The 22,427-nt window shown below is 65.0% G+C and carries 23 protein-coding genes and 1 tRNA gene; 11 read left to right on the top strand and 13 right to left on the bottom strand.

The genetic code is table 11. The features are described from left to right. Positions 1 to 27 precede the first annotated feature (27 nt). A tRNA-Met gene (locus HPY64_02930) sits at positions 28 to 100 on the bottom strand. Positions 101 to 259: 159 nt separating this feature from the next. On the opposite strand from HPY64_02930, the gene HPY64_02925 reads away from it, so the two are divergent. Beyond that, the gene (locus HPY64_02925; GenBank protein ID NPV66084.1) at positions 260 to 1,267 is read left to right on the top strand and encodes a glycosyltransferase family 2 protein; all 1,008 of its coding nucleotides are present in this window, start codon (positions 260 to 262) and stop codon (positions 1,265 to 1,267) included. Here the strand turns inward: HPY64_02925 and HPY64_02920 are convergent. Together HPY64_02920 and plsY are read right to left on the bottom strand one after the other, a co-directional pair. Then, complete coding sequence (locus tag HPY64_02920) at positions 1,264 to 1,515, bottom strand: hypothetical protein (protein ID NPV66083.1); 252 nt, start codon at positions 1,513 to 1,515, stop codon at positions 1,264 to 1,266. The genes HPY64_02925 and HPY64_02920 overlap by 4 nt on opposite strands. A 131-nt stretch (positions 1,516 to 1,646) precedes the next feature. Beyond that, positions 1,647 to 2,297 (bottom strand): glycerol-3-phosphate 1-O-acyltransferase PlsY, encoded by a 651-nt coding sequence (gene plsY / locus HPY64_02915; protein NPV66082.1) that lies wholly within the window; start codon positions 2,295 to 2,297, stop codon positions 1,647 to 1,649. Between the two features lie 274 nt (positions 2,298 to 2,571). On the opposite strand from plsY, the gene HPY64_02910 reads away from it, so the two are divergent. Both HPY64_02910 and HPY64_02905 read left to right on the top strand, forming a co-directional pair. Then, on the top strand, positions 2,572 to 3,165 hold the full coding sequence (locus HPY64_02910) for a hypothetical protein (GenBank protein NPV66081.1): 594 nt from the start codon (positions 2,572 to 2,574) through the stop codon (positions 3,163 to 3,165). Positions 3,166 to 3,263: 98 nt separating this feature from the next. Then, positions 3,264 to 4,187, top strand: coding sequence for a hypothetical protein (locus HPY64_02905; protein ID NPV66080.1), 924 nt, complete (start codon positions 3,264 to 3,266; stop codon positions 4,185 to 4,187). Between the two features lie 21 nt (positions 4,188 to 4,208). Here the strand turns inward: HPY64_02905 and HPY64_02900 are convergent, their stop codons facing one another. The 4 genes from HPY64_02900 to HPY64_02885 all read right to left on the bottom strand — a co-directional run bounded on the left by HPY64_02900 (position 4,209) and on the right by HPY64_02885 (position 9,215). Further along, positions 4,209 to 6,326: a c-type cytochrome gene (locus HPY64_02900; GenBank protein ID NPV66079.1), complete on the bottom strand. Its 2,118-nt coding sequence runs from the start codon at positions 6,324 to 6,326 to the stop codon at positions 4,209 to 4,211. Between the two features lie 78 nt (positions 6,327 to 6,404). Further along, entirely contained in the window at positions 6,405 to 7,298 is an 894-nt protein-coding gene (locus HPY64_02895; GenBank protein ID NPV66078.1) for a class I SAM-dependent methyltransferase, read from the bottom strand. 18 nt (positions 7,299 to 7,316) lie between these two features. Next, a complete protein-coding gene (locus tag HPY64_02890) occupies positions 7,317 to 8,294 on the bottom strand; it encodes a hypothetical protein (protein ID NPV66077.1) in 978 nt (325 codons plus the stop codon). A 105-nt stretch (positions 8,295 to 8,399) separates the two neighbouring features. Then, positions 8,400 to 9,215, bottom strand: a complete 816-nt coding sequence (locus HPY64_02885; protein NPV66076.1) for an ATP-binding cassette domain-containing protein — start codon at positions 9,213 to 9,215, stop codon at positions 8,400 to 8,402. A gap of 293 nt (positions 9,216 to 9,508) precedes the next feature. Here HPY64_02885 and HPY64_02880 point away from each other — a divergent pair, with 293 nt between their 5' ends. Then, a complete protein-coding gene (locus HPY64_02880; GenBank protein ID NPV66075.1) occupies positions 9,509 to 10,480 on the top strand; it encodes an NAD-dependent epimerase/dehydratase family protein in 972 nt (323 codons plus the stop codon). A 173-nt stretch (positions 10,481 to 10,653) separates the two neighbouring features. Here HPY64_02880 and HPY64_02875 read toward each other — a convergent pair whose 3' ends face one another. Continuing rightward, positions 10,654 to 12,315 carry a ribonuclease J gene (locus tag HPY64_02875; protein ID NPV66074.1) on the bottom strand — a complete coding sequence of 554 codons (1,662 nt, stop codon included), beginning with the start codon at positions 12,313 to 12,315 and terminating at the stop codon, positions 10,654 to 10,656. Positions 12,316 to 12,493: 178 nt separating this feature from the next. Here HPY64_02875 and HPY64_02870 point away from each other — a divergent pair, with 178 nt between their 5' ends. From HPY64_02870 to HPY64_02860, 3 genes are all read left to right on the top strand, one after another. Further along, positions 12,494 to 12,745, top strand: coding sequence for a hypothetical protein (locus HPY64_02870; GenBank protein NPV66073.1), 252 nt, complete (start codon positions 12,494 to 12,496; stop codon positions 12,743 to 12,745). A 126-nt stretch (positions 12,746 to 12,871) separates the two neighbouring features. Next, positions 12,872 to 13,609 (top strand): 16S rRNA (guanine(527)-N(7))-methyltransferase RsmG, encoded by a 738-nt coding sequence (rsmG, locus tag HPY64_02865; GenBank protein ID NPV66072.1) that lies wholly within the window; start codon positions 12,872 to 12,874, stop codon positions 13,607 to 13,609. 14 nt (positions 13,610 to 13,623) lie between these two features. Then, positions 13,624 to 14,610: an ROK family protein gene (locus HPY64_02860; protein NPV66071.1), complete on the top strand. Its 987-nt coding sequence runs from the start codon at positions 13,624 to 13,626 to the stop codon at positions 14,608 to 14,610. On the opposite strand, the gene HPY64_02855 is transcribed toward HPY64_02860, so the two are convergent. The 5 genes from HPY64_02855 to HPY64_02835 form a co-directional block, all read right to left on the bottom strand. Then, entirely contained in the window at positions 14,607 to 14,825 is a 219-nt protein-coding gene (locus tag HPY64_02855; protein ID NPV66070.1) for a 4Fe-4S dicluster domain-containing protein, read from the bottom strand. The genes HPY64_02860 and HPY64_02855 overlap by 4 nt on opposite strands. A 27-nt stretch (positions 14,826 to 14,852) precedes the next feature. Then, the gene (locus tag HPY64_02850; GenBank protein NPV66069.1) at positions 14,853 to 15,440 is read right to left on the bottom strand and encodes a DUF3105 domain-containing protein; all 588 of its coding nucleotides are present in this window, start codon (positions 15,438 to 15,440) and stop codon (positions 14,853 to 14,855) included. Positions 15,441 to 15,581: 141 nt separating this feature from the next. After that, positions 15,582 to 16,307: a sulfite exporter TauE/SafE family protein gene (locus tag HPY64_02845; GenBank protein NPV66068.1), complete on the bottom strand. Its 726-nt coding sequence runs from the start codon at positions 16,305 to 16,307 to the stop codon at positions 15,582 to 15,584. A 123-nt stretch (positions 16,308 to 16,430) separates the two neighbouring features. Then, positions 16,431 to 16,700, bottom strand: a complete 270-nt coding sequence (locus tag HPY64_02840; protein NPV66067.1) for a hypothetical protein — start codon at positions 16,698 to 16,700, stop codon at positions 16,431 to 16,433. Between the two features lie 50 nt (positions 16,701 to 16,750). After that, positions 16,751 to 18,211, bottom strand: a complete 1,461-nt coding sequence (locus HPY64_02835) for an NAD(P)-dependent oxidoreductase (protein NPV66066.1) — start codon at positions 18,209 to 18,211, stop codon at positions 16,751 to 16,753. 312 nt (positions 18,212 to 18,523) lie between these two features. Between HPY64_02835 and HPY64_02830 the strand changes: the two genes are divergently transcribed. From HPY64_02830 to HPY64_02815, 4 genes are all read left to right on the top strand, one after another. Beyond that, positions 18,524 to 19,585: an SH3 domain-containing protein gene (locus tag HPY64_02830; GenBank protein ID NPV66065.1), complete on the top strand. Its 1,062-nt coding sequence runs from the start codon at positions 18,524 to 18,526 to the stop codon at positions 19,583 to 19,585. 257 nt (positions 19,586 to 19,842) lie between these two features. Next, positions 19,843 to 20,637 (top strand): hypothetical protein, encoded by a 795-nt coding sequence (locus HPY64_02825; protein ID NPV66064.1) that lies wholly within the window; start codon positions 19,843 to 19,845, stop codon positions 20,635 to 20,637. Continuing rightward, positions 20,634 to 22,184 (top strand): hypothetical protein, encoded by a 1,551-nt coding sequence (locus HPY64_02820; GenBank protein ID NPV66063.1) that lies wholly within the window; start codon positions 20,634 to 20,636, stop codon positions 22,182 to 22,184. The genes HPY64_02825 and HPY64_02820 overlap by 4 nt, the downstream gene beginning before the upstream one ends. Before the next feature lie 30 nt (positions 22,185 to 22,214). Next, complete coding sequence (locus HPY64_02815; protein ID NPV66062.1) at positions 22,215 to 22,394, top strand: hypothetical protein; 180 nt, start codon at positions 22,215 to 22,217, stop codon at positions 22,392 to 22,394. Positions 22,395 to 22,427: the final 33 nt, after the last annotated feature.

Raw genomic sequence — 22,427 nt, 5'->3', positions numbered from 1 at the left:
AAAAACCCTCCCGGGAGGGAGGGTCTGTGGCGACGACAGGACTTGAACCTGTAACCTAGGGCTTATGAGTCCCCCGCTCTGCCAATTGAGCTACATCGCCAGATTACCTGTTTTGGTGTGAATTATAATAGCACCGCCATCCTGATTTGACAATACCGATCTTGACCGTTGTCAGGGCTGGTTTTATCCTGTTTGCGCAGCGCCGCCGTTTCAGCAATAGTCGATCCCGGATCGAAAGCAGCGTAGCAGGATAGCTCCTATGTCTTCCATCCCTGATTGGCCCTTTATCTCCGTCGTGATGCCCGTCCGCAACGAGGCGGCTTTCATTGCTCGCAGCCTGGGCGCGATGCTGGCCCAGGATTACCCGCCTGACCGGCTTGAAGTCATTGTCGTTGACGGCCAGAGTGATGATGGCACGAGGGAGATTGTCGCCGGGATTGCCGCCCGCGATCCGCGTGTCCGGCTGGTCGATAATCCCCGGCGGATCATCCCCATTGCGCTCAACCTGGGCATCCGGGCGGCCCGCTACCCGCTGATCGCCCGCATGGACGGTCATACCATCGCCGCCCCGGATTATCTCCGCCGCTGTGTGCAGATCATGGCGGAAAGCGGGGCGGATAATGTAGGTGGGTGCTGGGAATACGCCGGGGAAGGCTGGATCGGGCAGGCCATCGCCGCGGCGATGGAGTCACGCTTTGGGGTTGGGCCGGGGCGCTGGCGCGGCCCGGTAGCCGGAGAGGCCGATACCGTCCCCTATGGCTTCTACCGGCGGGAGCGCCTGCTGGCGCTGGGTGGTTTTGACGAGGTCTACCTGACCAACGAAGACTACGAGCTGAACTACCGTCTACGGGCCAGCGGCGGGCGCATCGTCTACTCGCCGGAGATCTGGATGACCTACTATGTGCGCCCCTGCCTGATCGCGCTGGGGAGGCAATACTTCCGCTACGGGTACTGGAAAGCCCGGATGCTCAGGCAGCATCCCCGCTCGCTCCGCCCGCGCCAGCTGGCGGCGCCGTTGCTGGTGGCCGGGCTGGTGGTCGGGACGGTGTTGCAGATGGCCGGCGGTTTCTGGCGGGCAGCCTACGTTGTGGCGGTGGGCCTGTACCTGCTGCTGGCGGCTGTGTTCAGCCTGCGTCAGGCCGCCCGGCGCGGCTGGCGCCTGCTGCCAGGCATCCTGGTAGCTTTTCTGGTCCTGCATCTGGCCTGGGGAACGGGCTTCTGGTACGGGGTATGGCGCTGGATGATCCGCCGCGCCGACCATCGCTAGACCAGATGATCCCGCAACAGGGTCACAAGCGCCTCGACGGTGTCGATGTTTTCTGTGCTCAGATCGTCATCTTCGAGGGCGATCCCGAACGTTTCCGCCAGGAACCCGGCCAGCTCTTCTCGCGCCGCATCGTCCAGCAGGCCGCTGCCGACCAGCAATTCATCATCGGCCAGGGGGTAATCCGGGTCTCCGATCAACGTCAGTGTGATGAACTCCCGGATTCGATCCCTGGCATGGGATATGTCCAACCGAAAAAACCTCACCCGATCTCGCCTGCGTTCAGATCGATCATATCACGATAGACTCATTTTCCGGCGCTTAGCCCGGATGACAAAAAGGAACCCCGCAGGGTTCCCGGTCATACGGTAGCTGAAGCGGGCTACGCCCGCTCGCCAAGCCGGCGCTCAGTCCCGGCCAGCAGGCGCTGGATGTTATCGCGGTGGCGGTAGAAGATCATAACTGCGGCCAGGATGCCATAAGCGATGTAGGCTTCCCTGGCCCCCAGCAGAGTCGGCATGCCCGCAATCTGGCTGTAGGCCAGGACAGCCAGCGAGATCGCCCCTGCTGCCACGCTGAGCAGTACGCCCAGCGAGACATAGCGGGTCAGCAAGACGATCGCGGCGAACAAGCCGATCACCAGGGCAACTGATGGGGTCGGGGCGATCATGAGGAAAGTGCCCATCCAGGTAGCAGCCCCTTTGCCCCCGCGCAGCCGTCCGGTCAACAGGGCGGCGAACAGCGACCAGTTATGCCCCAGGATGGCCGCCAGCCCGCCCACCACCTGGGCGTAGCCGTTCGGGAGCAGAGTCATCGCCAGCGCTACGGCAGCGATGCCCTTGCTGATGTCGATCGCCCAGACGACCACGCCCCAGCCCCAGCCCAGGGCACGGATGGCGTTGGTCGCCCCCATGTTACCGCTGCCTACCTCGAAAATGTTGATGCCGTTGAGGCGCCCGATCAGGTAAGCCGTGGGGATGGCCCCGATCAGGTAGCACACGATGGCTGTTCTTGCGATCGTCAGCAAATCCATTATCACGCCCTCTGGTTCCTGTATACCGTCATTGTAACAACAAAAACACGCCCCGTGATTTGAGGTTACGGCTCTTAGATGCATTTCTGGCCAACAGGTTGCGGCGTTCTCTGAGGCGTACCCCGGCCAGTCAGTGATCTGTCAGGAAAGCGGCGGGCAGGCGGTGGATGGGACGCTCGACATTATGGGCCATTCACGCCAAGATGGAGATAGCGGCGATTCTGTTCGCCGTCCGGACCGTCCGATGGCTGGATTACTGGTAAGGATGTGACTCATGCGTTTGACCCGCTTGCTGATCTTGAGCCTGGTGTTGCTGGCCCTATCCGTCCTGCCACTGCTGGTAGCTTCTGCCAGCCCGGCGCCGGATAGCCCGGCGGATGCCGCCCAGGCAGGTTGCCAGTACGACTGGTTCTTCGGGGCGCAGGCCCGCCCGGTGGATGCCTGCCCCAGCACCCCGCCGATTTCCACCGATCTCGCCCGCCTGGAATTTGAGCGCGGCGAGATGATCTGGGTTCAGGCGGAGCAGACGATCTACGTCCTGTTCCGCGATTTTCAGGCGCCGTACTGGGCCAGCTACCCCGATACATTCCTTGAAGGGATGCCGGAGCGCGAGGCGGGCCTGGTCGGGCCGCTGGGCCTGTGGCAACAGCCGCGCCGCGGCTTTGGTCTGCTCTGGCGGCAGGATGCTACGGTGAGCGAACGGTTGGGCTGGGCGCTTGAAGAGTGGGAGGCCAGTTACGAAGGCTGGCTGCAAAAGGCAGAAACGCCGGAAGGTACGCTCGTTTTCTTCATGCGCGACGATAACAAGGTCTACCAGCTTCACCCCGGCCCGGAGGGCATCTGGGAACTGTTCACTTTCCTGGGCTGATCCGCCGCAACCGTGGTAGTATTCGCAGCAGGGGCGGCGCATTGCCAGCCCCTGCTGGAGTCATCCAGGTGAGCAGGAGCAGACAGGAGCGACCATGTATGTCCACAGCCAGACGCTTTCCCCTGCTGATCGTGGCGGCGCTCGGCGCGCTGATCTTGGCCGGGTGCAACGGGCGATTAAGCGGCCCACGCCTGGTGGAGGACACGGCGCTCATCCCGACGGTGGCCGCCCTGCCTTCGATCACGCCCGTCCCCACTCTGACGGAAACGCCAACTCCGGCGCCGCCCACACCGGACTTCGTGGCTGAGACGGCGATCGCCCTGGTGACACCAACCCTGCCGCCCACCCGCACGCCGACGATCACCTGGACGCCTTCCAGTACACCGAGTGAGACGCCCAGCCCCACGCCGACGTTCCCGCCGACACAGACGCCCTTCCCGACCCCGCTGCCGCCTCCCACTTTGTTCACGCCGATCCCGGTGGTGCCGGTGCAGGTCAACCCGGTTCCTGGTAGCAGCGCCCCGGTGAGCGCCCCGCCCGCCGCGTTGGACTCCAGCGGCAACTGCGTTTACCCCTGGTTCTTCAGTTCGCGGCAACCGGGTAGCTGCCCGGCGACATCGGCGATCAGTTCGCCGGCGGCGGCCCTGGCCTTTGAGCGCGGGCAGATGTTCTGGACGGGCGTTGACCGGATGATCTATGTGCTGTATGCCGACGGCCAGCAACCGGCCTGGGAGCACTATAACGACACCTATGTCGAGGGGATGCCGGAGCGCGATCTCTCGATCGTCGGACCGCAGGGCCTGTGGCAGCAGCCGCGCCGGGGCTTTGGCCAGCTCTGGCGCACCACGCCGGCCGTCCGCAACCGCCTGGGCTGGGCGCTGCGCGAGTGGGAAGACGCCTACACCGCCACCATCCAGCAGACTGGCGCTCAGGGCGGCGGCGCGATCTACCTTACCGGGTCGGATGGCCAGATCTACGCCTTGGCCGGGGATCGCTCCCGCTGGGAGCGCTTTGCGCCGTGAGCGCTGCTGGCTTCAACCCGCCTAGTCCAGCCCGTTGAGGTAGCGCAAGTAGGCGACCACATCCCAGAGTTCAACTTCACCCCAGTCTGGGCGTCCACCGTAAGCGGGCATGGCGACGCCGGTGGTGTTGGCCGGATCGTCGCTGCTGCGGCCCACCTGCAGGAAGCGCAGCAGCTCTTCCGCCGATGTATCACGCATAAACGGCGTATCCCGCAGTGGGACGCCCACCCCTTCGCCGTCAGCGTTCAGACCGTGGCACCCAGCGCAGGCCATCCGGTACAGCCGCCGCCCTTCATCCACATTGCCCGGCGCGCTGATGTCGATCGTCAGCGTGGGCAGCGGCTGGGGCGTCGGCGTGGGCACAGCGGGCAGTGTGGCGGCGGGCAGGGCGGCGGAGTCATGGGCCACGTCCACGAACTCTACGCCGTCGATCACGTAGATCTCCCCGGCATTACTCAACGTGTTGTACGCCCCATCTCCACCCATCGCGTTGGGGATGATGTCCAGCACGCCATCGCCGCTGATCTCATAGACCGCCATCGAATAGGCCAGCATGTCGTTCTGATCCGCGCCGATGACGTATTGCACCCGCAGCCCTTCCGGCAGTTCGGACGGCAGCTGGATTTGCCCGTTGTTGGAGGGCAGAGGGCCATTCTGTCCATAGATCACGGCCAGCAGCCCGGCGTTGCGCCGCACGATCAGGTCATAGCCGATCGGATCGTAATCCGGTGCGCCGTAGAGCAGATCAGCGATCCCGTCGCCGTTGATATCGGCAACCTTCATCGTGTCCCCACCCTTGCTGTACGGCTGGTCAGGATAGATCACGACCGTACTGCGTGGCGGGTTGGCCAGGTCAAACATCTGCCCCCGAAAGAACGCCGTCGTGTAGATCACCCATGCTTCGCCCGCTTCTGGCAGGATGTCACCCGGCCCATAGCCGACCAGCGTACCCAGCACCAGGTCATTACGTCTGTCGCCGTTCAGATCGCCGATAGCGATTTCCTCGCCGAGCAGATCGTTTGGCCCGGCGCCATAGATCACGGTCAGGCTACTGTCGAGCGGGCGACCGGCGTCGGTCAGTAGCGCGGCCATGTCCAGGGTCTGACCGCGCAGGTCGGGCCGTCCGAAGATCACGTAGGTATCCCCGGCGTTGTAACGGGTGTTGCCAGGGCCATCGCCGCCGCCGAAGGACAGCCCGCCCACGCCCGCCGAACCACGCCACAACGCCGCGCTGATCACAGCGTCATCGATACCGTCGCCATCCAGGTCGCCGCCGAAGACCGTCGAGCCGAACAGGTCGTCGTAGTCGGCTCCGATCAGGCGCGTGGCGCTGGATGGTGGCTGGCGCAAATCGATTACGCTCCCATATGTCCCGAAGATGTCTTCAGCACCGTAGAAGATCCAGGCTTCCCCGGCGTTAGCCCGGCGTTCCTCAATGCCGTCGGCCTGGTTGGCTCCGATCAGCATGTCCTGCAGACCGTCACCATTGAAGTCGCCGCTCTCCACCCAGATGCCAAAGTGATCACCGTCGGTATCGCCCAGGATGGTCAGAACGCCTTCCGGTGGATCGGCCAGGTCGATATCGCCACGCCCGGCCAGGTCTGCCGCGCCGAAGATTACGTAAGCGGCCCCGGCGTTGACGCGCACCTGCCCCGGCCCGTCGTGGTTCTGGGCGCTGACGAGCAGGTCGTCGTAGCCGTCGCCGTTGAAGTCCGCGACGTGTGTCTCCGTCCCGGCCATGTCGCCTGCCCGCGCCCCGTAGATCGTGATCAGCGGCAGGGGCAGTTCGGCCCGGCCAGCCAGGACATCCTCCATGGCGATCCGGTCGGTTTCCACGCGGCACAGGCCAAAGAGCAGGCGGATGTGCCCGTTGCCATTGCGCCAGGCGTTGCCTACCGTATGGCTGGCGTTCTGACCGGTGATCGCCAGATCGCCGCATCCGTCGCCGTCAAAGTCGCCTGCGTCAACCGGCTTACCGGTCTGAGCAGCCTGCAGGGGAGCATCGTAGAACACAAACACGCCCTCCTGAGGCAGATTGCGCAGGTCCCAGGGGGTCTGGCCGGTCGGGCCGTCAGGCTGGGCAGCTGCCGGGATGATCAGCAGCGCCGTCAGCAGGCAAGCCAGGACCACCCAAAGCATTTTTCGCCTCATTGTTCACACTCCTGACAGGTGGCCTGCGCCGGCGGCTTTCCGCTCAAGTCTCTGCTGTGCTGTTTGTCAGCCAGGCTCTTTGAAGTCCCAGATGCCATCGCGCCTGAGCCAGCGCCGACCGCAGCCAGCCGCCGCGCAATGGAGCGCTTCCCCTTCCGGCGTCAGATCGCCGCCGCAGAGCGGACAGACGAAGCTCAGCGGTTCGCCGGTGACATCCGGCCCCTCTCCGGCGGCCAGGTTGCGGGTGAAGACGCTGGGCGAGATCAGCGGCGCGATGCCCTGCAGTGCGCCGTCCAGCCCGGCCAGCGCCCCGACTGGCACCAGCCGCTTGAGCATTCCCAGCCGGAACAGGGAGACGGCCAGCCGCTGCTCCACCCGGAAGCCCGCCGCCTGTACCGCCTCCAGCATGTAGGCCGGGTGGAAATCGAAGTTGAGCGGGACAAACTCGGTTGGCTCCAGGCTGTACGGATTCCACGCCTGGCGGCGCAGGGTGTAGCGCAGCATGGCCTTGAGGTTGCGCTTGTTGGCGTATTCCAGGATGAAGATCGCGCCGGGGGCCAGCACCCGACGGATCCCGCGCAGGGCCAGCGGCACATCAGCAATGTGGTGGATGACGCGGATCATCGTCGCGCCGTCGAATGTTCCAGGGCGGAAGGGCATCCGGTACACATCGGCGGCGACATAGCTGTAGCGCCCATCACCCAGCCGGGCGCGTGCCTCCGCGAGCAGGCTACGCGAGTAGTCCAGCAACACCACCTGCTCGTAAGCGGCCAGTTCAGCCGTCAGGCGGCCAAATCCGGCGCCGATCTCCAAAGCGCGCTGCCCGCCGGTCGGCAGCAGCCGCCGCAGGGCGATACGCTCCACCCGATCCTCATAGTCGCGGCCCTGCTTTTCCCAGAAGTCCTGGCGGTAGCCGGATCCTTCATAATCGCAGACAGGGGGAGTATCCGGTGCGGTCATCAGGGAACTCCCGGTCGGTCAGAAATCCGGCGTCGGCGTGGGCAGGATACCCTGGTCGCCCCCGGCAGGAACCTCTTCGACAGCTGTCGTCTCGGTGGGCGCGGCCTGGCCGGCCAGGTAGGATTGCGGGGCGGGAGCCTGCGGGCGCATGCGCGGCGCAGTCTGGGGATCGATCAGGTCGCTGCCCGCCGGGATGATGTTGGCCGGGCCGATCCAGCCATAGGGTACATAGATGCCGTCCGGGGCGCCGGGGGCGCGGCCCCACGCCTGCCAGCCGCCCGGCACAGTCCCGGTCAGGGTGCCGGGCTGAGCGGGCATATCCTCCGGCCAGGTGTAGCCGTCCCCTGCCGTGATCGAATAGCCCGGCCAGGGATACAGGCTGGCGGCTGTAGGCTGTTGCAGGTCGGGCAACTGGCCGGTCAGGGCCTGACCCAGCAGGGCCAGCAGTGCCCCGCTGTCGTCCGGCAGGTTGTCCAGGACGCGCACGATCGGGTCCAGCAGGCGGCGCAGATTCGCCAGCGGGTCATGCAATTGCGTCTCTTCCACCGGGATCACCGCCCGCACATCCAGGCTGACCGGCAGGGTGGTATCGACCGGCACCTGCAGGTCAAGCGCCACCGGCAGGCTCATGCCCTGCGGGAGCTGCAGGCTGACCACGCCGTTGATCGTGCCGCCGCCGCCGGGCAGGTTGAACTGCGCGTAAGCCTGCAGCGGCACAGGCGCGGTCAGCACGACGGTTGTGTTCTGTTGCAGTGGCAGGGTGAATTGGACCGGGATTGTCTCCCGCACCGGGATGATGCGGTCAATGGTGGCCTTGTCCAGGCCGACGAAGCTGGCATGCAGGCCGTCGATCAGCGGCTCGGCAATGGTGTTCTTGATCGGCAGGATCTGTGTCGCCAGGAAGACCAGCGCGGCGATCAACGCCAGGTTGACCAACAGCGAGAACAGGATGGCGATGGTTTTGAAGGTTTCCCAGCCGGACTTGAGACGCTGCATGGCCCTGCTCCTGAGGTGAGAACTCGCCTGTCGTGTTGCGGATCATAGCACCGGGCGCGCGGAATGGTCAATTTCGGCCACGCGGAGCGTCTGAGGCATGACTCTTCACGTACGGCGAAGGGCGGCGATCGCTTCTTCCAGCGTCAGGAAGTCGACTTCCAGTCCGGCCTCGCGGAGCATAGACGCCAGCCGCGCCGCCGGGGGAATCGGTGCGCCGATTCCGTCCAGAAAGGCGATCTCGCGGAAGATGGCCGCCGGAGGCGCATCGCGGACGATGCGTCCCTCGTGGAGTACCAGTACACGCTCGGCGAAGCGGACAACCGTCTCGGCGTCGTTTTCCACCAGGATCACTGTCACCGGGTAGGTGCGGCGCAGGTCTTCCAGGGCTTCCAGCACTTCCTGCTGGCCAACCGGGTCCAGGCCGGAGGTCGGCTCGTCCAGGAGGAGGATGTCCGGTTGCATGGCCAGGGCTGCGGCCAGCGCCACGCGCTTCTGCTGGCCGCCGGAAAGCGCCCCCGGCGCGGCGGTGCGCAGGTTAGCGATGCCCATCGCCCGTAGCACCCAGTCCAGCCGCCGCTCGATCTCGTCGATGGGCAGGCCCAGATTCTCCATGCCCCATGCTACTTCAGCCTCGACGGTCGGGTTAAAGAGCTGCCCCTCCGGTTCCTGGAACACCATACTGGTGCGCCCGCGTACCTCCACCACGCCGGAAAGCTGCCCTTTGGTCAGCCGGGGAGCCAGCCCGGCCAGGATCAGCAGCAGGGTGGTCTTGCCGACGCCATTGGGGCCGATCACGCCGACGAATTGCCCCGCTGGCACATCCAACGTTACGCCGCGCAGGACGCGCAGCGGCTCACCATCCAGCAGCACCGGTGGGTAGGCGAAGGTTACATTTTCGAGGTGGATGATCGATTGAGGCATGGCAATATCGGGCCAGTCAGAACGAACGCCTCCCCATTGTACCGAATCCCCGCGGGCGGTGCTCCAAGCCGCATTCTCTCAAGGCAAATGCGACTCAGCGAAACGAGCGGGCGTGAGCATGCCGGGTGCTGGGAGCAAGCCAGGGCGCGTCAGCAGACGGTCTCCCGATCTCCTGGCCTCCTGGTCTCCCGGTGTCCTGGTCTCTTCTTTTCAAGTATTGCCTGCGCCCCACAGGATGCGCGTTATAATCGCCCGCCAGCAGGCAGGGACTTCCACAGAAACGAGGATGCACCATGACGCGTGCGCTGATCACGGGCGGGGCCGGGTTCATCGGCAGCCATCTGGCTGAACACCTGCTCTCTCTGGGCGATGAAGTTACCATCATCGACAACCTCTCCACCGGCCGCTTTGAGAACATTGCCCACCTGGAAGGCCACCCGCGCTTTCGCTACGCCATTGAGGATATTCGTAACCTGACCGTGCTCGACCGGCTGGTCAGCGAGTGCGACGTGATCTTCCATCTGGCGGCGGCGGTAGGCGTATTTTCCATCGTTTCCCACCCGATCGATACGATCGAGGTCAATGTGGATGGCACGCAGATCGTGCTGCGTACGGCCCGCCGCTACCGGCGCAAAGTGCTGATCGCCAGCACCAGCGAGGTCTATGGCAAGGGCGTCAAAGTGCCCTTCAGCGAGGATGACGACCGTCTGCTTGGCCCGACGACCAAGAGCCGCTGGAGCTACGCGGCCAGCAAGGCCCTGGACGAATTCCTGGGTCTGGCCTACTACCAGGAAATCGGCCTGCCGGTGATCCCTTTCCGGCTGTTCAACACGGTCGGCCCGCGCCAGATGGGGCATTACGGCATGGTGCTGCCGCGCTTTGTCGGCTGGGCGCTCAAGAACGAGCCGCTGCAAGTCTTTGGCGATGGCCAGCAGACGCGCTGCTTCTGCAACGTCAAGGATGTGGTAGACGCCATCCACCGCCTGAGCCAGTGCCCGGAGGCGGTGGGCGAGGTCTTCAACATTGGCAACAACGAGGAGATCACGATCCTGGACCTGGCCAGACGGGTGATCGCCCGGACGGGCAGCAGTTCGGAGATTCAGCTCGTGCCCTACGAGCAGGCCTACAAGCCGGGCTTTGAGGATATGCGCCGCCGTGTGCCGGATATCCGCAAGATCAAGCGCTACGTGGGCTGGGAGCCGACGACCGACCTCGACCAGACGATCGACCAGATCGTGGACTACATGCGCGATCATCAGGGGTAGGGGGGCGCCACCCGCCGCCTTAAAAACAGAGACAGCCTCCCCGCCTGGGCAATAAACAAGGCGGCAGGAAGGCTGTCCCCTGCATATGATATTCTCATCGTACTGCCTGCCGGATGGCCCGACAAGTCGTCAGACCACCGGCAGAGCCGTTTTTCATGAATTTTTCACGCCGCCTAGATCGCGTTCAGATGGACAAAGACCATGGGCCGGCGCTTGGTTTCCTGCTGGAAGATGTACTTCAGTGCGTTTTCCACCCGCTCTGTGCGCTTGCGCATGCTGGTCTGCCCGTTGGATTCCTGCAGCACCTGGCGGATGCGATGGCGCGCTTCGGCGAACAATTCCTCAGCGTCGGGCAGGTAAACGAACCCGCGCGAGATGATCTCCGGCTCGGCCAGCAACTCGCCCGTTTCGCTGTCGATGGTGATGATGACCAGGACAAAGCCGTCCCGCGCCAGGATCTCGCGGTCGCGCAGCACCGCCGGGCCGATGTCACCTACGCCCGCGCCATCCACAAAGACATAGCGACCGGGCACACGCTCGCCGATCGTCATCTGCCCGTTGTGGTCGAACTCGATCACCATCCCGTTCTCGACCACAGCGATCTTCTCGCGGGGGATGCCCAGCGACTCAGCCAGCAGGCCGTGCTGGGTCAGGTGGCGCAGCTCTCCATGAACAGGGATGAAATGCTCTGGGCGCACCATGTTGATCATCAGTTTGAGTTCTTCCCGGCTGGCGTGGCCGGAAACATGTACCTGTTCCACCGGGTGGTAGAAGACATGGGCACCGCGCTGGATCAGCTTGTTGATCGTGCGGCTGACCATCTCCTCATTGCCGGGGATGACATGGGCGGACATGATCACCGTATCGCCCGGCTCGATGTCAAGCTGGCGGTGGCGGCCCTGGGCCAGGCGGCTGAGCACCGCCGACGGCTCGCCCTGCGTGCCGGTGGACAGGATGAGGACCTGGTTGGCTGGCATGCGCTTGATCTGATCCAGCGGTACGAATAGCTCCGGCGGCAGGTCCACATAGCCCAGGTTGGTGGCCATCTTGATGTTCTCGATCATGCTGTAGCCGGTCACGGCGATCTTGCGCCCATGACGCATGGCCACACGGGCCACCTGCTGGATGCGGCTGATGTGAGAGGCGAAGGTTGCCACCAGGATGCGCCCCTGCGCCCCCCGGAAGACGCGCTCAAAACCATCGTCCAGCGTGCTCTCGGAAGGCGTCCAGCCATGGCGGTCGGCGTTGGTGCTGTCGCTCATCAGGGCCAGCACACCGCGCCGGGAAAATTCTGCGATACGGCCAAAGTCGGGCGCCCAGCCATCGGTGGGCGTGTGGTCAAACTTGAAGTCGCCAGTGTGGATCAGCAGGCCGACCGGCGTCGTGATGGCAAAGCCGACGCAATCGGGGATGCTGTGCGTCTGGTGGAAGGTATCCACCTTGAACGGGCCAATAGTGAACTGGTCGCCTGCCCGGAAGACCTGCGGTCGGACATGGCTCAGGTTGCGGTTTTGCTTGAGTTTGACCTCCAGCAGGCCAGCAGTCAGACGGGTGGCGTAGACCGGCGTGCTGGGGAAAGCCTCCAGCACGTGGGTGATCGCGCCGGTGTGGTCTTCGTGGCCGTGCGTGATCAGGATGGCCAGGATGTTCAGGTCGGTCCGTTCGGTCAGGTACTGAAAGTCGGGGATGATGTAGTCGATCCCCAGCATGTCGTTCTGGGGGAACATCAGGCCCGCGTCAATGATGATGGCGTCGGTTCCATATTCGATAGCCATCATGTTTTTGCCGATCTCCCCCAGGCCTCCCAGGGGGATGATCCGTAGTTTGGTGCTCATTACGATCTCCAGAATAGCTAAAAAGCATTGCGGTTCTCATAAACAAAGGCGGCAAAGTAATCTTGTTTCTTGGCGCTCACGCGGCAGCGGTCCGCCCGGCGTGATTTGCAATCAGGCCCCGGCATGGCATACTTAAAGGCGCGACGGGCTGGTGCGCTCATTTACAGAGGGCCGGGCCATGACACGCTGGGAAATTCTTGAGATTGTCGAACGGAATGGTGTTCTCGTCAAGGCCAATCTCTACCGCCCGCTCGGCCAGACGGGGGAGGATGCAGCTGCTTACCAGCTTCCGTTTACGCCGGAGGATGACGCCGTGCAGCTCATCGGCGCGGTGCTCTTCGATGGCTTTGAGCCGATGGCGCACACTGCCATTAGTCTGCCAGATGGCACCCTGCAAAACCACTGGGTTTTCCGGATGCCGGTGGGGTGAGCGGGGCGTTACCCATATCATCATTCAACCAAGCTACAGTAGCTGAATTTGGACAGAAAAGCAAGGGCGATTCTTCCGCAGAGGGCCGGAAACAGTGCACGGCGGTGGGGCCGGGGACCAACTACCGTGGATGGACACACGCGAGAGATACACCTGAGCCGGCTGCCAGCCCATGCCCGGACGCTGTTCGGCCTGGAACTGACGGCGGAGCAACAAAGGGCCTTCCGGATCATGGCCGGGGAGCTGGTGGCCTGGAATGAGCGGGTCAACCTGACGGCCATCACCGAACCGGAGGCGATTGAGATCCGCCATTTCCTTGATTCCCTCTCTGTGCTTCGGGCGGTCAAGTTGCGACCCGGTTGCCGGGTCATCGATGTTGGGACGGGGGCGGGCTTCCCTGGTTTGCCGCTGCGCATCGTCCAGCCGCAGATCGCCCTGACCCTGGTGGAGGCCACCGGCAAGAAGATCGAATACCTTCAGCATGTGCTCGAACGGCTGGCCATCCGCGATGTCAGCCTGGTTTATGGCCGGGCGGAAGAGATCGGCCAGCAGCCAGAGCACCGCGAGCAGTATGATGTGGCCCTGGCTCGCGCGGTGGCCCGTCTGCCCGTGCTGGTGGAATATCTGCTGCCTCTGTTGCGGATCGGCGGGCGGATGGTCGCGCTCAAGGGGGAAAGCGCCGCTCAGGAAGCCAGCGCGGCACAGGCGGCCCTGCGCCTGCTGGGCGGCGAGTTGCAGCGCCTGATCCCGGTTGAACTGCCGGAAGTCGCCGAAACCCATTATCTGGTCGTGATCGACAAAGTTGCCGCCAGCCCGGCCAAATATCCCCGTCGGCCGGGTGTCCCGGCCCGCAAGCCGTTGTGAACGAGGAGACCCCTATGAGCAAGAAGGGCAAAGCGCCTTACATCGGTGTTGACCTGGGCGGCACCAAAATCCTGGCCGCTGTGATCTCCCGTAAAGGCAAAATCCTCAGCGAGGCCAAGTCCCCCACGCCTGACCGCGAAGGGCCGGAAGTGGTCATCGCCCGCGTGGCTGAGACCGTCCAGCAGGCGGCCAGGGCTGCTGAGATCGATCCCGGCGACGCCGCCGGTCTGGGCATCGGCGCGCCGGGCGTGGTAGAGGCGGCGACGGGCGTGGTGCGCTTTGCCCCCAACCTGCCGCACTGGGACGAAGTCCCGCTGGGGCACAAGCTCTCGGAGGCGTTGGGCCTGCCAGTGGTGGTAGGCAATGACGTTGACGTAGCCACCTTTGGCGAATACGCGCTGGGGGCCGGGGCGGGCTGCCGCAGCGTGGCCGGAATCTTCCCCGGCACGGGCATCGGCGGCGCATTGATCCTGGATGGCAAGCTGCACACCGGCGCGCGTGGCTCCGCCGCCGAGATCGGCCATATCACCCTGCTGGCTGACGGGCCGGTCTGCGGTTGCGGGCGGCGCGGGTGCGCCGAGGCGCTGGCCAGCCGTACGGCCCTGGAGCGCGACCTGCGGGCGGCCATGCGCTTTGGCCGGCGTACCGTCCTGACCGATCTGATGGACGCTGAAGGGCGCATCCGCAGCGGGGCGCTGGCCAAGGCGGCAGCGGCCAACGATCTGCTGGTGCTGGAAGTGCTGTTCCGGACGGCTCACTATCTGGGTCTGCTGGCCGGGTCAATCGCCAACCTGATCGATCCGGAGGTGATCATCTTCGGCGGCGGGCTGATCGAAGCCTGCGAGGAATGGCTGATGCCCACCATCCGGGCGACCGCCCAGCAGCATTTCATCAACCGGCTGGATATCGAAAAAGTGCGCATTGAGGTGGCGACGCTGGGCGATTACGCGGGCGTACTGGGGGCCGCGATGCTGGCCCAGGCCACGTTCAACAACGCTTAGGCTTCAACCGGCCGCAGCCCGCCGATCGGGCAGGCGGCTACGCATTCCAGGCATCCCTGGCATCGTTCGGCGTGAAAGCGCGGCGGCTGGCCGCGACCGGTATTCTCCAGCGCGCCGGTCGGGCAGGCGCGCACACCCAGGCAGCGCGTGCAGCCTTTGCACACTATCCGATCTATGGCCACGATCAACCGCCGCACTGCCGGTTCGTCCCCCATATTCCCCCCTGCTGTAGCGGGCCAGTCTTACCCCGGAATGTTCTCCGGCGCGCGCTCGCGGTAACGCATGATGAAGGCCTGCAACTGGGCAGCATCCGGCTCGTCCAGCGTCAGCAGCCGCCCCCAGGCCGCCGCAGCAACGCGGGTGTCGTTTTGCGGACGGTAGGTGACGATCACGTAGTCCGGGTAAAAACGCTGCAGGTCGCGCAGGACGGCCAGCGCTTCCTCGTCCTCAGCGTCGCGGTAGGATAGCCAGACATGCCCGTGCTCCAGGTTGTGGACCAGCGTTTCATCCGGCAGCATTTCCGTGTAAACGCCGGTGCGGGCCGTCTGGGCGTAGTGCCAGCCGCCGGTTGGCGGGTTGGAGTTATAGGGCGGGTGCTGGGCGCCCGGCTGGATGTGATCGCGGCTCTGGATAGGAAAAGCCTGGCTGTGATCAGGGACGGCGGCCGGGTTGACGTCGGGCGGGGTGTTGAAGACGCTACCCATCACCATGGCGGCCAGGAAGATGATGGTGAACCCGACCGCGCCGCCGATGACGACGCGTTCAACCGTCAGATAGCGGCGGAGGCCGGTGGCAGGAGGGCGACGCGAGGATTTGATTTTGCTGGGCACGATGGGCTTTCTCCGCATTTAAGATGAAGCGGTTCTGATTTACCTCTAAAATACCCGAAGCCCGGCAGTCCTGGCAATCCTGTTGCTGCCCTGCCACCCGACTCTCACCATCTTCTCATGCGCCGTCAGCCGGATTGCCCGTCAGCGCAGCAACAGGGAAAAGCCGCTGTAAGTCAGCAGGGCCAGCATCAGCCACTCAAAAGCCTGGCGATTGATCCGGGTCATCAGCTGCTTGCTCAGCCAGACGCCGACCGGGATCAACGGCAGCGCCCAGATCGTACCCAGGAGTTGATCGGCGTTGATCACGCTGGTTCCCAGGAAGAAAGGCAACTTGATCACGTTGACGATGGCGAAGAACAGGGCATTGGTGCCCAGGAAGACTAGCGGCGTCAGGCGCTGCAACAGCAGGTAGATCGTGATCGGTGGGCCGCCGGCGTTGGCCAGGGCGGAAGCAAAGCCGGATAGCCCACCGGCCAGCGCGCCATGCCAGGGGTGGGGCGTGTAACGCAAGACGCGCAGGCGGTCGCTGCCCAGCTTGTAAGCGACGGCCACCAGCGTGAACAGGCCCAGGATGCGCCGCAGGGTCACATCCGGCAGGCGAGTCAGCAAGGCCACGCCCGCCAGGATGCCAATGACCGCGGCAGGCAGCAACAGCTGTAGCAGCCGCCCATCCCACTGCCGCCAGAAGGCTCGCAGAGCGAACACATCGCCGATCATGAGCAGCGGCAACGTCAGGCCGACCGCCTGAGAGACCGGCATGACTGTGCTGAGCAGCGGTACTACCAGCCCGCCCAGCGCCCCGGCCAGCCCACCCTTGGAAAGCCCGATCAGCAGCGCCGCCAAAAACAGTTCGGGTAGAACAGTCACGGGAGTGTCTGACTCCGGAAGCTGCAGCAATCAGCGCAACGCCCGCCAGCAATAAACGCCGCTGGAGGGCGATCGCGCCCGACTATAGCCGATCCGGAGCATTTGTGCCGCATTCCTGCGCCGCTAGAAGTTGGCCGGGCGCTTGAACACGCAAAAGTAAGCGTGTGTCCACAGGCGTACATCACTGGCAAAGGCCAGTACGTCATGGTTGTCCCCGGCGTAAACCGGCTGCATATGCACCAGTTCCCAGCCTTCAGCGCCCAGCGCATTTAGTTCCGGGATCAGGTGTTGAGGTGCGTAGATGGGTGAGGCCTCTTCGTTTTGTTTGCTCTTACGCTTTTGCTCGGCCCACAGGATGCCACTCCAGTATTCCCATTGCTGCTGTTCAGCCACTGTTCCCCTACTTTCGGTAACCCGGAATCGCATGGCGGCACAGGCCCACCTCAGCGTCTGGCCTGCAGGTAGGCATCGATGGCCTTGGCGGCGCGGATGCCTGCCGCCGCCGCCCGACCGACCAGATCAGGGCCGGTGACGTTGTCGCCGCCAGCGAAGATGCCCGGTACTGAGGTCTGGCCGGTTTCCGGGTCAACCACAATCAATCCGCTATCATGCGTCTGCAGGCCGGGAATCGCCTCGCCCAGCTGGGGGTCGGGCCAGTAGCCCAGCGCCAGCACGGCCAGGTCGGTTTCCAGCATGAATTCGCTGCCCTCAATCGGCACCGGGCGGCGGCGACCGCTGTCATCCGGCTCCCCCAGCCGCATGCGGATGCACTCGACCGCCCGCAGGCGGCCATCCTGATCGGGCAGGAAGCGGGTTGGCGCCGTCAGGAACAGGAATTGCCCGCCTTCCTCACGGGCCAGTTGCCGGTCGTGGCGGTTGCCGGGCATCTCTTCCTCAGTACGGCGATAAACACAGGTGACATCCAGCGGGTAACCGGCCCGCTGTTGCAGGCGCAAGGCGCTGCGGACGCAGTCCATCGCCGTATCGCCGCCGCCAAAGACGGTGATCCGGCGGCCCACAGGCGGCGGTCCCGGCGGTAGACTGGCAGGCCAGAGGACAGGCGGCAGGTTAGCCTGGATCAGGAAGGGTGTCGCCTGCAGGACTCCCGGCAACGAGATGCCGTCGATCCGGGCGGTGGCGTCAACACTGGCTCCGGTGCCGATGAACACAGCGTCATGCTGCTGGCGGACGGCCTCAAAGGGCACCTCTCGCCCCACGCGGACGTTGCAGATCAGGGTGACGCCCCGTGCCCGCAGGCGGTCGAGCTTCTCACGGACGATACGCTTATCCAGCTTGAAGGTGGGGATGCCGTAGACCAGCAGACCTCCCGGTTCCGGCAGGGCTTCGTAGATGGTCACGGCGTGCCCGGCCCGGCGCAACCAGTCGGCGGCGGCGATTCCCGCCGGGCCGGAACCGATCACGGCCACGCGGAAACCGGTGTCCGGCCCGTCAACCACGGTGTGGCCGTCGCGGGCGCGCTCGTAATCCGCCACGAACCTCTCCAGGCGACCCAGAGCAACAGGCGTCCCGCTCTTGCCCAGCACGCATGCACCCTCACACAACGACTGCTGCGGGCAAACACGACCGCAGATTTCCGGCATGGGGCTGGTCTGGCGGTAGAGCGCCGCAGCGCCCAGAAAGTCGCCCTGGCTGATCAGCCACATGGCGCCGGGGATATCGTTGCCCAGCAGACAATGGGCAGCGCAGGGCGCGCCGGGGCACAGCAGGCAACGCGAGGCTTCCGCTATCGCCTGTTCGGCGCTGAACGGGACGGCTGTCTCGGCGAAGTCCCGCAGACGCTCGGCGGCGCTGCGTTCCAGCACGGGTTGGGGCGGCAGGGCCATTCTCTGCCGCCGGGCCTCTTTATCCAGGCGGGGGGCGATGGACTCCTTGCGTTCGATCATAGGCAAGCCTTTCTGTCTCCCGGGATCGGTAGCTATGCGATATTTTGTGAAAATTCTAACGTTTGTTTAAAGCATACAGGATTTTGACCCACCCTGGGAAGATCGTTTCCCTGCACCGGCGGTAGCCGGGCGGTATGCATCGGCGGGCAAGGCAGTGGGGGGCGGCAGGTCACAGGCAGCCGTATACAGGCCTGCTCCCCCGTCTCCCGCCCGTAGCCGTGGGCCTGGGACTTGCGACGCGTTGCGCGGCGGCGCGTATTGCGCTAGTCTAGCGGTGTTCGAACGGGCTTACACCTGATGGGAGACATGCACATGACCCGCAGGCCCTTCATTGTGCTTGCAGTAACGCTGCTGGCCCTGGCAGCTATGGCGTGCAACCTGAACCTGCCGGGCAGCGGAGGGGACACGAGCGGTGATCAGCAGCCGGCGGTCAATGCGCCGGAGGTATCGATCCGCGTGCCGGTGAATGGGATGTCGTTTGCCGAAGGGACGACGGTCGTGATTCAGGTCGTCGGCACCGACTCCGGCGCGGGGGTTAGCATGCTGGAACTGCTGATCGATGACCGGCCTTTCAGCAGCATGCCGGCTCCTAATACCGCCGGGCAGGGCGCGCTGATGGCCAATTTTAGCTGGTCTGCTCAGGGCGTTGGCGCGCACTCGATCACGGCCATCGCGCGCCGCGCCGACGGCACCAGCAGCGCCCCGCAGACGATCAGCGTCAACGTGGTTGAAGCGCCGCCAACGGTGGCGCCTACCCCTACCCTGGAACCGACGCCAATCCCGCAGGAGACTACTGAAGTCCCCGCGGCGCAGCCAACAGCAACCCCCGCACCGACCGATACGCCGACCGGCCCGCGTGGCGTAACCACGATGGGTGTCAACGTGCGCGGCGGGCCGAGCACCTTTTACCCGATCATCGGCAGCCTGCTGGCCAACTATGAGACGCAACTCACCGGCCGTAATGCCGACAGCACCTGGTTCCGCCTGCCCTATGGCCTGAGCGAAGGATGGGTGTACGGCGAACTGATGACCATCACCGGCGATGTCAGCACATTGCCCGTCATTAATGTCCCGCCGCCCCCGCCGACCGCTGTACCACAGCCGACTGCCGTTCCTGCGACCGCTGTCCCGGCTGGCCCGTCGATCCGCTTCTGGTCGACCTATCCAGGTACCGCCGTCAGCGCGGGCACGGTCATCCGCTTCTACTGGGAAGTCTCCGGCGTCAAGGCAGTCTACTTCCAGAACAACCCGGCCACCGGCAGCAATTCCGGCGGCATCGAGCAGACGGTCAACGCCACAACAACGTTCACCCTGCGCGTGGTGCTGCCGGATGACAGCGTGCGTGAGGAGCGCATCACTGTCGAGGTCAAGTAGCAACTGTCGCCGCGATTTGCACCATCATAGCCTCCCGCGCTCGCCGTGGGAGGCTTGTTTTTTGCCGGGGTGGGGGGGGGGATTGCCGCAGCTGGCGCTGCTGGCTCTGGTACCCCCTTCCCACACCTGACGCCGCCCGGCCCGCTATGATCGACTTCGCCGGCGAGAATACTGGCTTGCCGCGCTTCCCTGGCCGGGGCTACAATGCAGGCGGGAGTGGCTCCGGTCTTCAGCCGGAGAGCCGGAAGGGCGAAGTGATGCGTCGTGCGTGGATGGTGATCCTGCTCGCGATCGGCCTGGCAGCGTGCGCGCCGGGCGGAAGCCCGGTGTCCCAAATGGCTGAGGACGCGGCGGCGCCAGTCAGCGAGCGAATCGAATGGAACCGCTCTCCAGACGCGGTTATCTTCCGCGTGGATAGCGGCACAACTGGCGGTGACCCGGCCAGTATCCGCAACGCTGTCCCGCTGTGCACGATCTTTGGCGATGGCCATATTGTGTGGGTCAATCCCGGCATCATGCCGGAGGAAGTGCTGGAGGATCGCCTGGACGAGGCGACGATTCGCGCGTTCCTGGAGGAAGTCGTGCTGGCCGGCTTCTACCACTGGGAGCCGCAGATCATCGGCACACCTGCCCCTGCTGGTGGTAGCCTGCTGCGCGAGTACATCCTGCTGGCGTTGTTCGGAGAGCCGCACGTGGTAACCGCCGATTCCAACTGGCCGCCGAATGCCTTCGCCGATCTGCTGGCCCGTTGCCGGGGGCTGAGCACCACGCCAGTGCTCTACGTCCCGACCGGGGCCTGGGTGAGCGCCATGCCAGTTCCGGAGGAGATTCACTTGCCGGCGATTTCCTGGGCGGGGTATGCCGTGCGCTTTCCCGATGTACGGCTGGCTGATATCCCGCCGGAAAGGCCGCGCTGGGCGACCGGAGACCTGGCCGCTGCCGCCTGGAATCTGGCCCGGCAGGGCCGCCTGCATATCCGTGAAGAGGGTATTCTCTACCGTCTGCTGGTGGAGGTGCCGGGCCTCCAGCCTGCCGCCCCGGCTGCCCCATGATCCGCCGTCGCCTGCTTCCCTGCTGCCTGCTGGCCCTGCTCCTGCTGGCCGCCTGCGATCTGCTGCCCCACCAGGCAGTCCCGGCCACGCCGGTGCCAACGCCGCCTGCCTACCACTGGGATGAGCGCGCTTCGGTCGTTCTTATCCGCAGCGATCGCTTCAGCGTGCCGCTTTCTGACGCTGATTTTGCCGCCCGTGTGCCCGCCTGTGCGGTCTTTGGCGATGGCCGTGTGCGCTGGGTGGAGCCGCCGGATGCTGCTGCCCTGGCGCAGGGGGCGCTGGGTCGCCTGCTGGAGAGCCGGGTCGATCCGGCGGCGCTGGCCGCCCTGCTGGAGCGCGTGATCGACTCTGGATTCTTCACCCTGGAGCCGGTGATCGGGCCGAACCTGGGGCCAGTGCGCGAGCTGCTCGTCCGTGTGGAAGGGCTGGGGACGCACACCGTGCAGGTGGCGGATATCACAGCCGCGCCGGCAGCGTTTGACACGCTGTTCGGCGCGTGCGAGTCGCTGCGCCAGCCGGAGGAAGCGCAGGAGATCATCCCGACCGCCGGCTGGCTGCATGTCTTTCCCCTCGCCGCGCCGGGTGATGTGCGCTTCCCCTGGCCGCCGGACGCGCCTGACCTGGCGGCTCTGGTTGACCAGCCGCGCTGGTACGCTGACGAAGCGCAGGTGGCGGCTATCTGGGCCGCCCAGCGCGACTACGGGGCGCGGGCCAGCTTCTGGGATGGCGAGCGCGCTTACCGCGTAATCCTGCGCGTGGAGGGAATCACCCTGGATACCCCGCGAGAACCGCGCGATCCCGCCGCCCCGTTGCCGCCGACCACGCCCTGGTACCCGGCGGCTGAAGCGCGCGTCTTCACCGCCTGGCTGATCGGTGGCCTGCCCGGCCCCTACCGCACCGTTGGGCTGAATGCCATGCCCGCCTGCTCAATCTTCGGCGACGGGCGTGTGATCGTCAGCGAGCAGCCGATCGGGCGCGTACAGGTCGGCAAGCTCAGCCGGACAGCGATGCAGGACTTCCTGGATGGCTGGATTGAGAGCGGTTTCTTTGATGATGCGCCCGCGATGGCAGCAGTCCCCCCGGACCGTGTCCAGCAAGTGGTGACAATCCAGCTCCGCGAGCGCGAACTGACGCGCACCTTCACCACAACGAGCGCCTATGTACGCAGCGTCCGTAACCCGTGCGCCGGGATCGCCGCGCTAGTGCCCTATGAACCGGAGGCGGGGTATCTTTCGGCGGAACGGATCGGCCCGGCGGATGCCTACGAGGGCGATATTGATTATGCGCTGGTGCCCTGGCCGGAGGAATACCCGCCACTGCGCCGGCTGGCCACCCCGACCTGGCAGGAAGATGGAGGGGAAGGGGAAGCGACAGCCAACGCGTTGCGCTTTGCTTGGGCGCATCTGCACGGCCTGCACGGCAACCCGAATGTGCTCTTTACCCAGCAGGGCAGCGCCTATGCCGTTTATGCCAGCGTGCCGGGGGTCAACATGGGGCTGGTGGCGCCCACCATGCCCGCAGCGGAAGAGGGCGCAGCTGGCCAGTAGCACCACTACTTGCCGAGGACTCTGAAGGCTATGCTGGACTTTCTCTCCCCTGAACTCTTTGATGCGCTGGTGTGGGGCGTGATCGTGATCGGCGGCGTGCTGGCGCTGCGGCGGTTGATCGGCGATCTGACCGGTCCGCCACGCTGGCCCCGGGATGATGACGACCTGACTGCGCCGCCGGATCAGCGGAGCGGCGACACCGGAAGCTGATCCGTGTGGCGGTAATCATGTCGCCGGGTCAGC

Source organism: Anaerolineae bacterium, assembly GCA_013178165.1.
Classification (GTDB): Bacteria; Chloroflexota; Anaerolineae; order Aggregatilineales; family Ch27; genus Ch27.
Note: the sequence above shows the minus strand (reverse complement) of the source record. Positions and strands in the feature narration are given on the sequence as shown.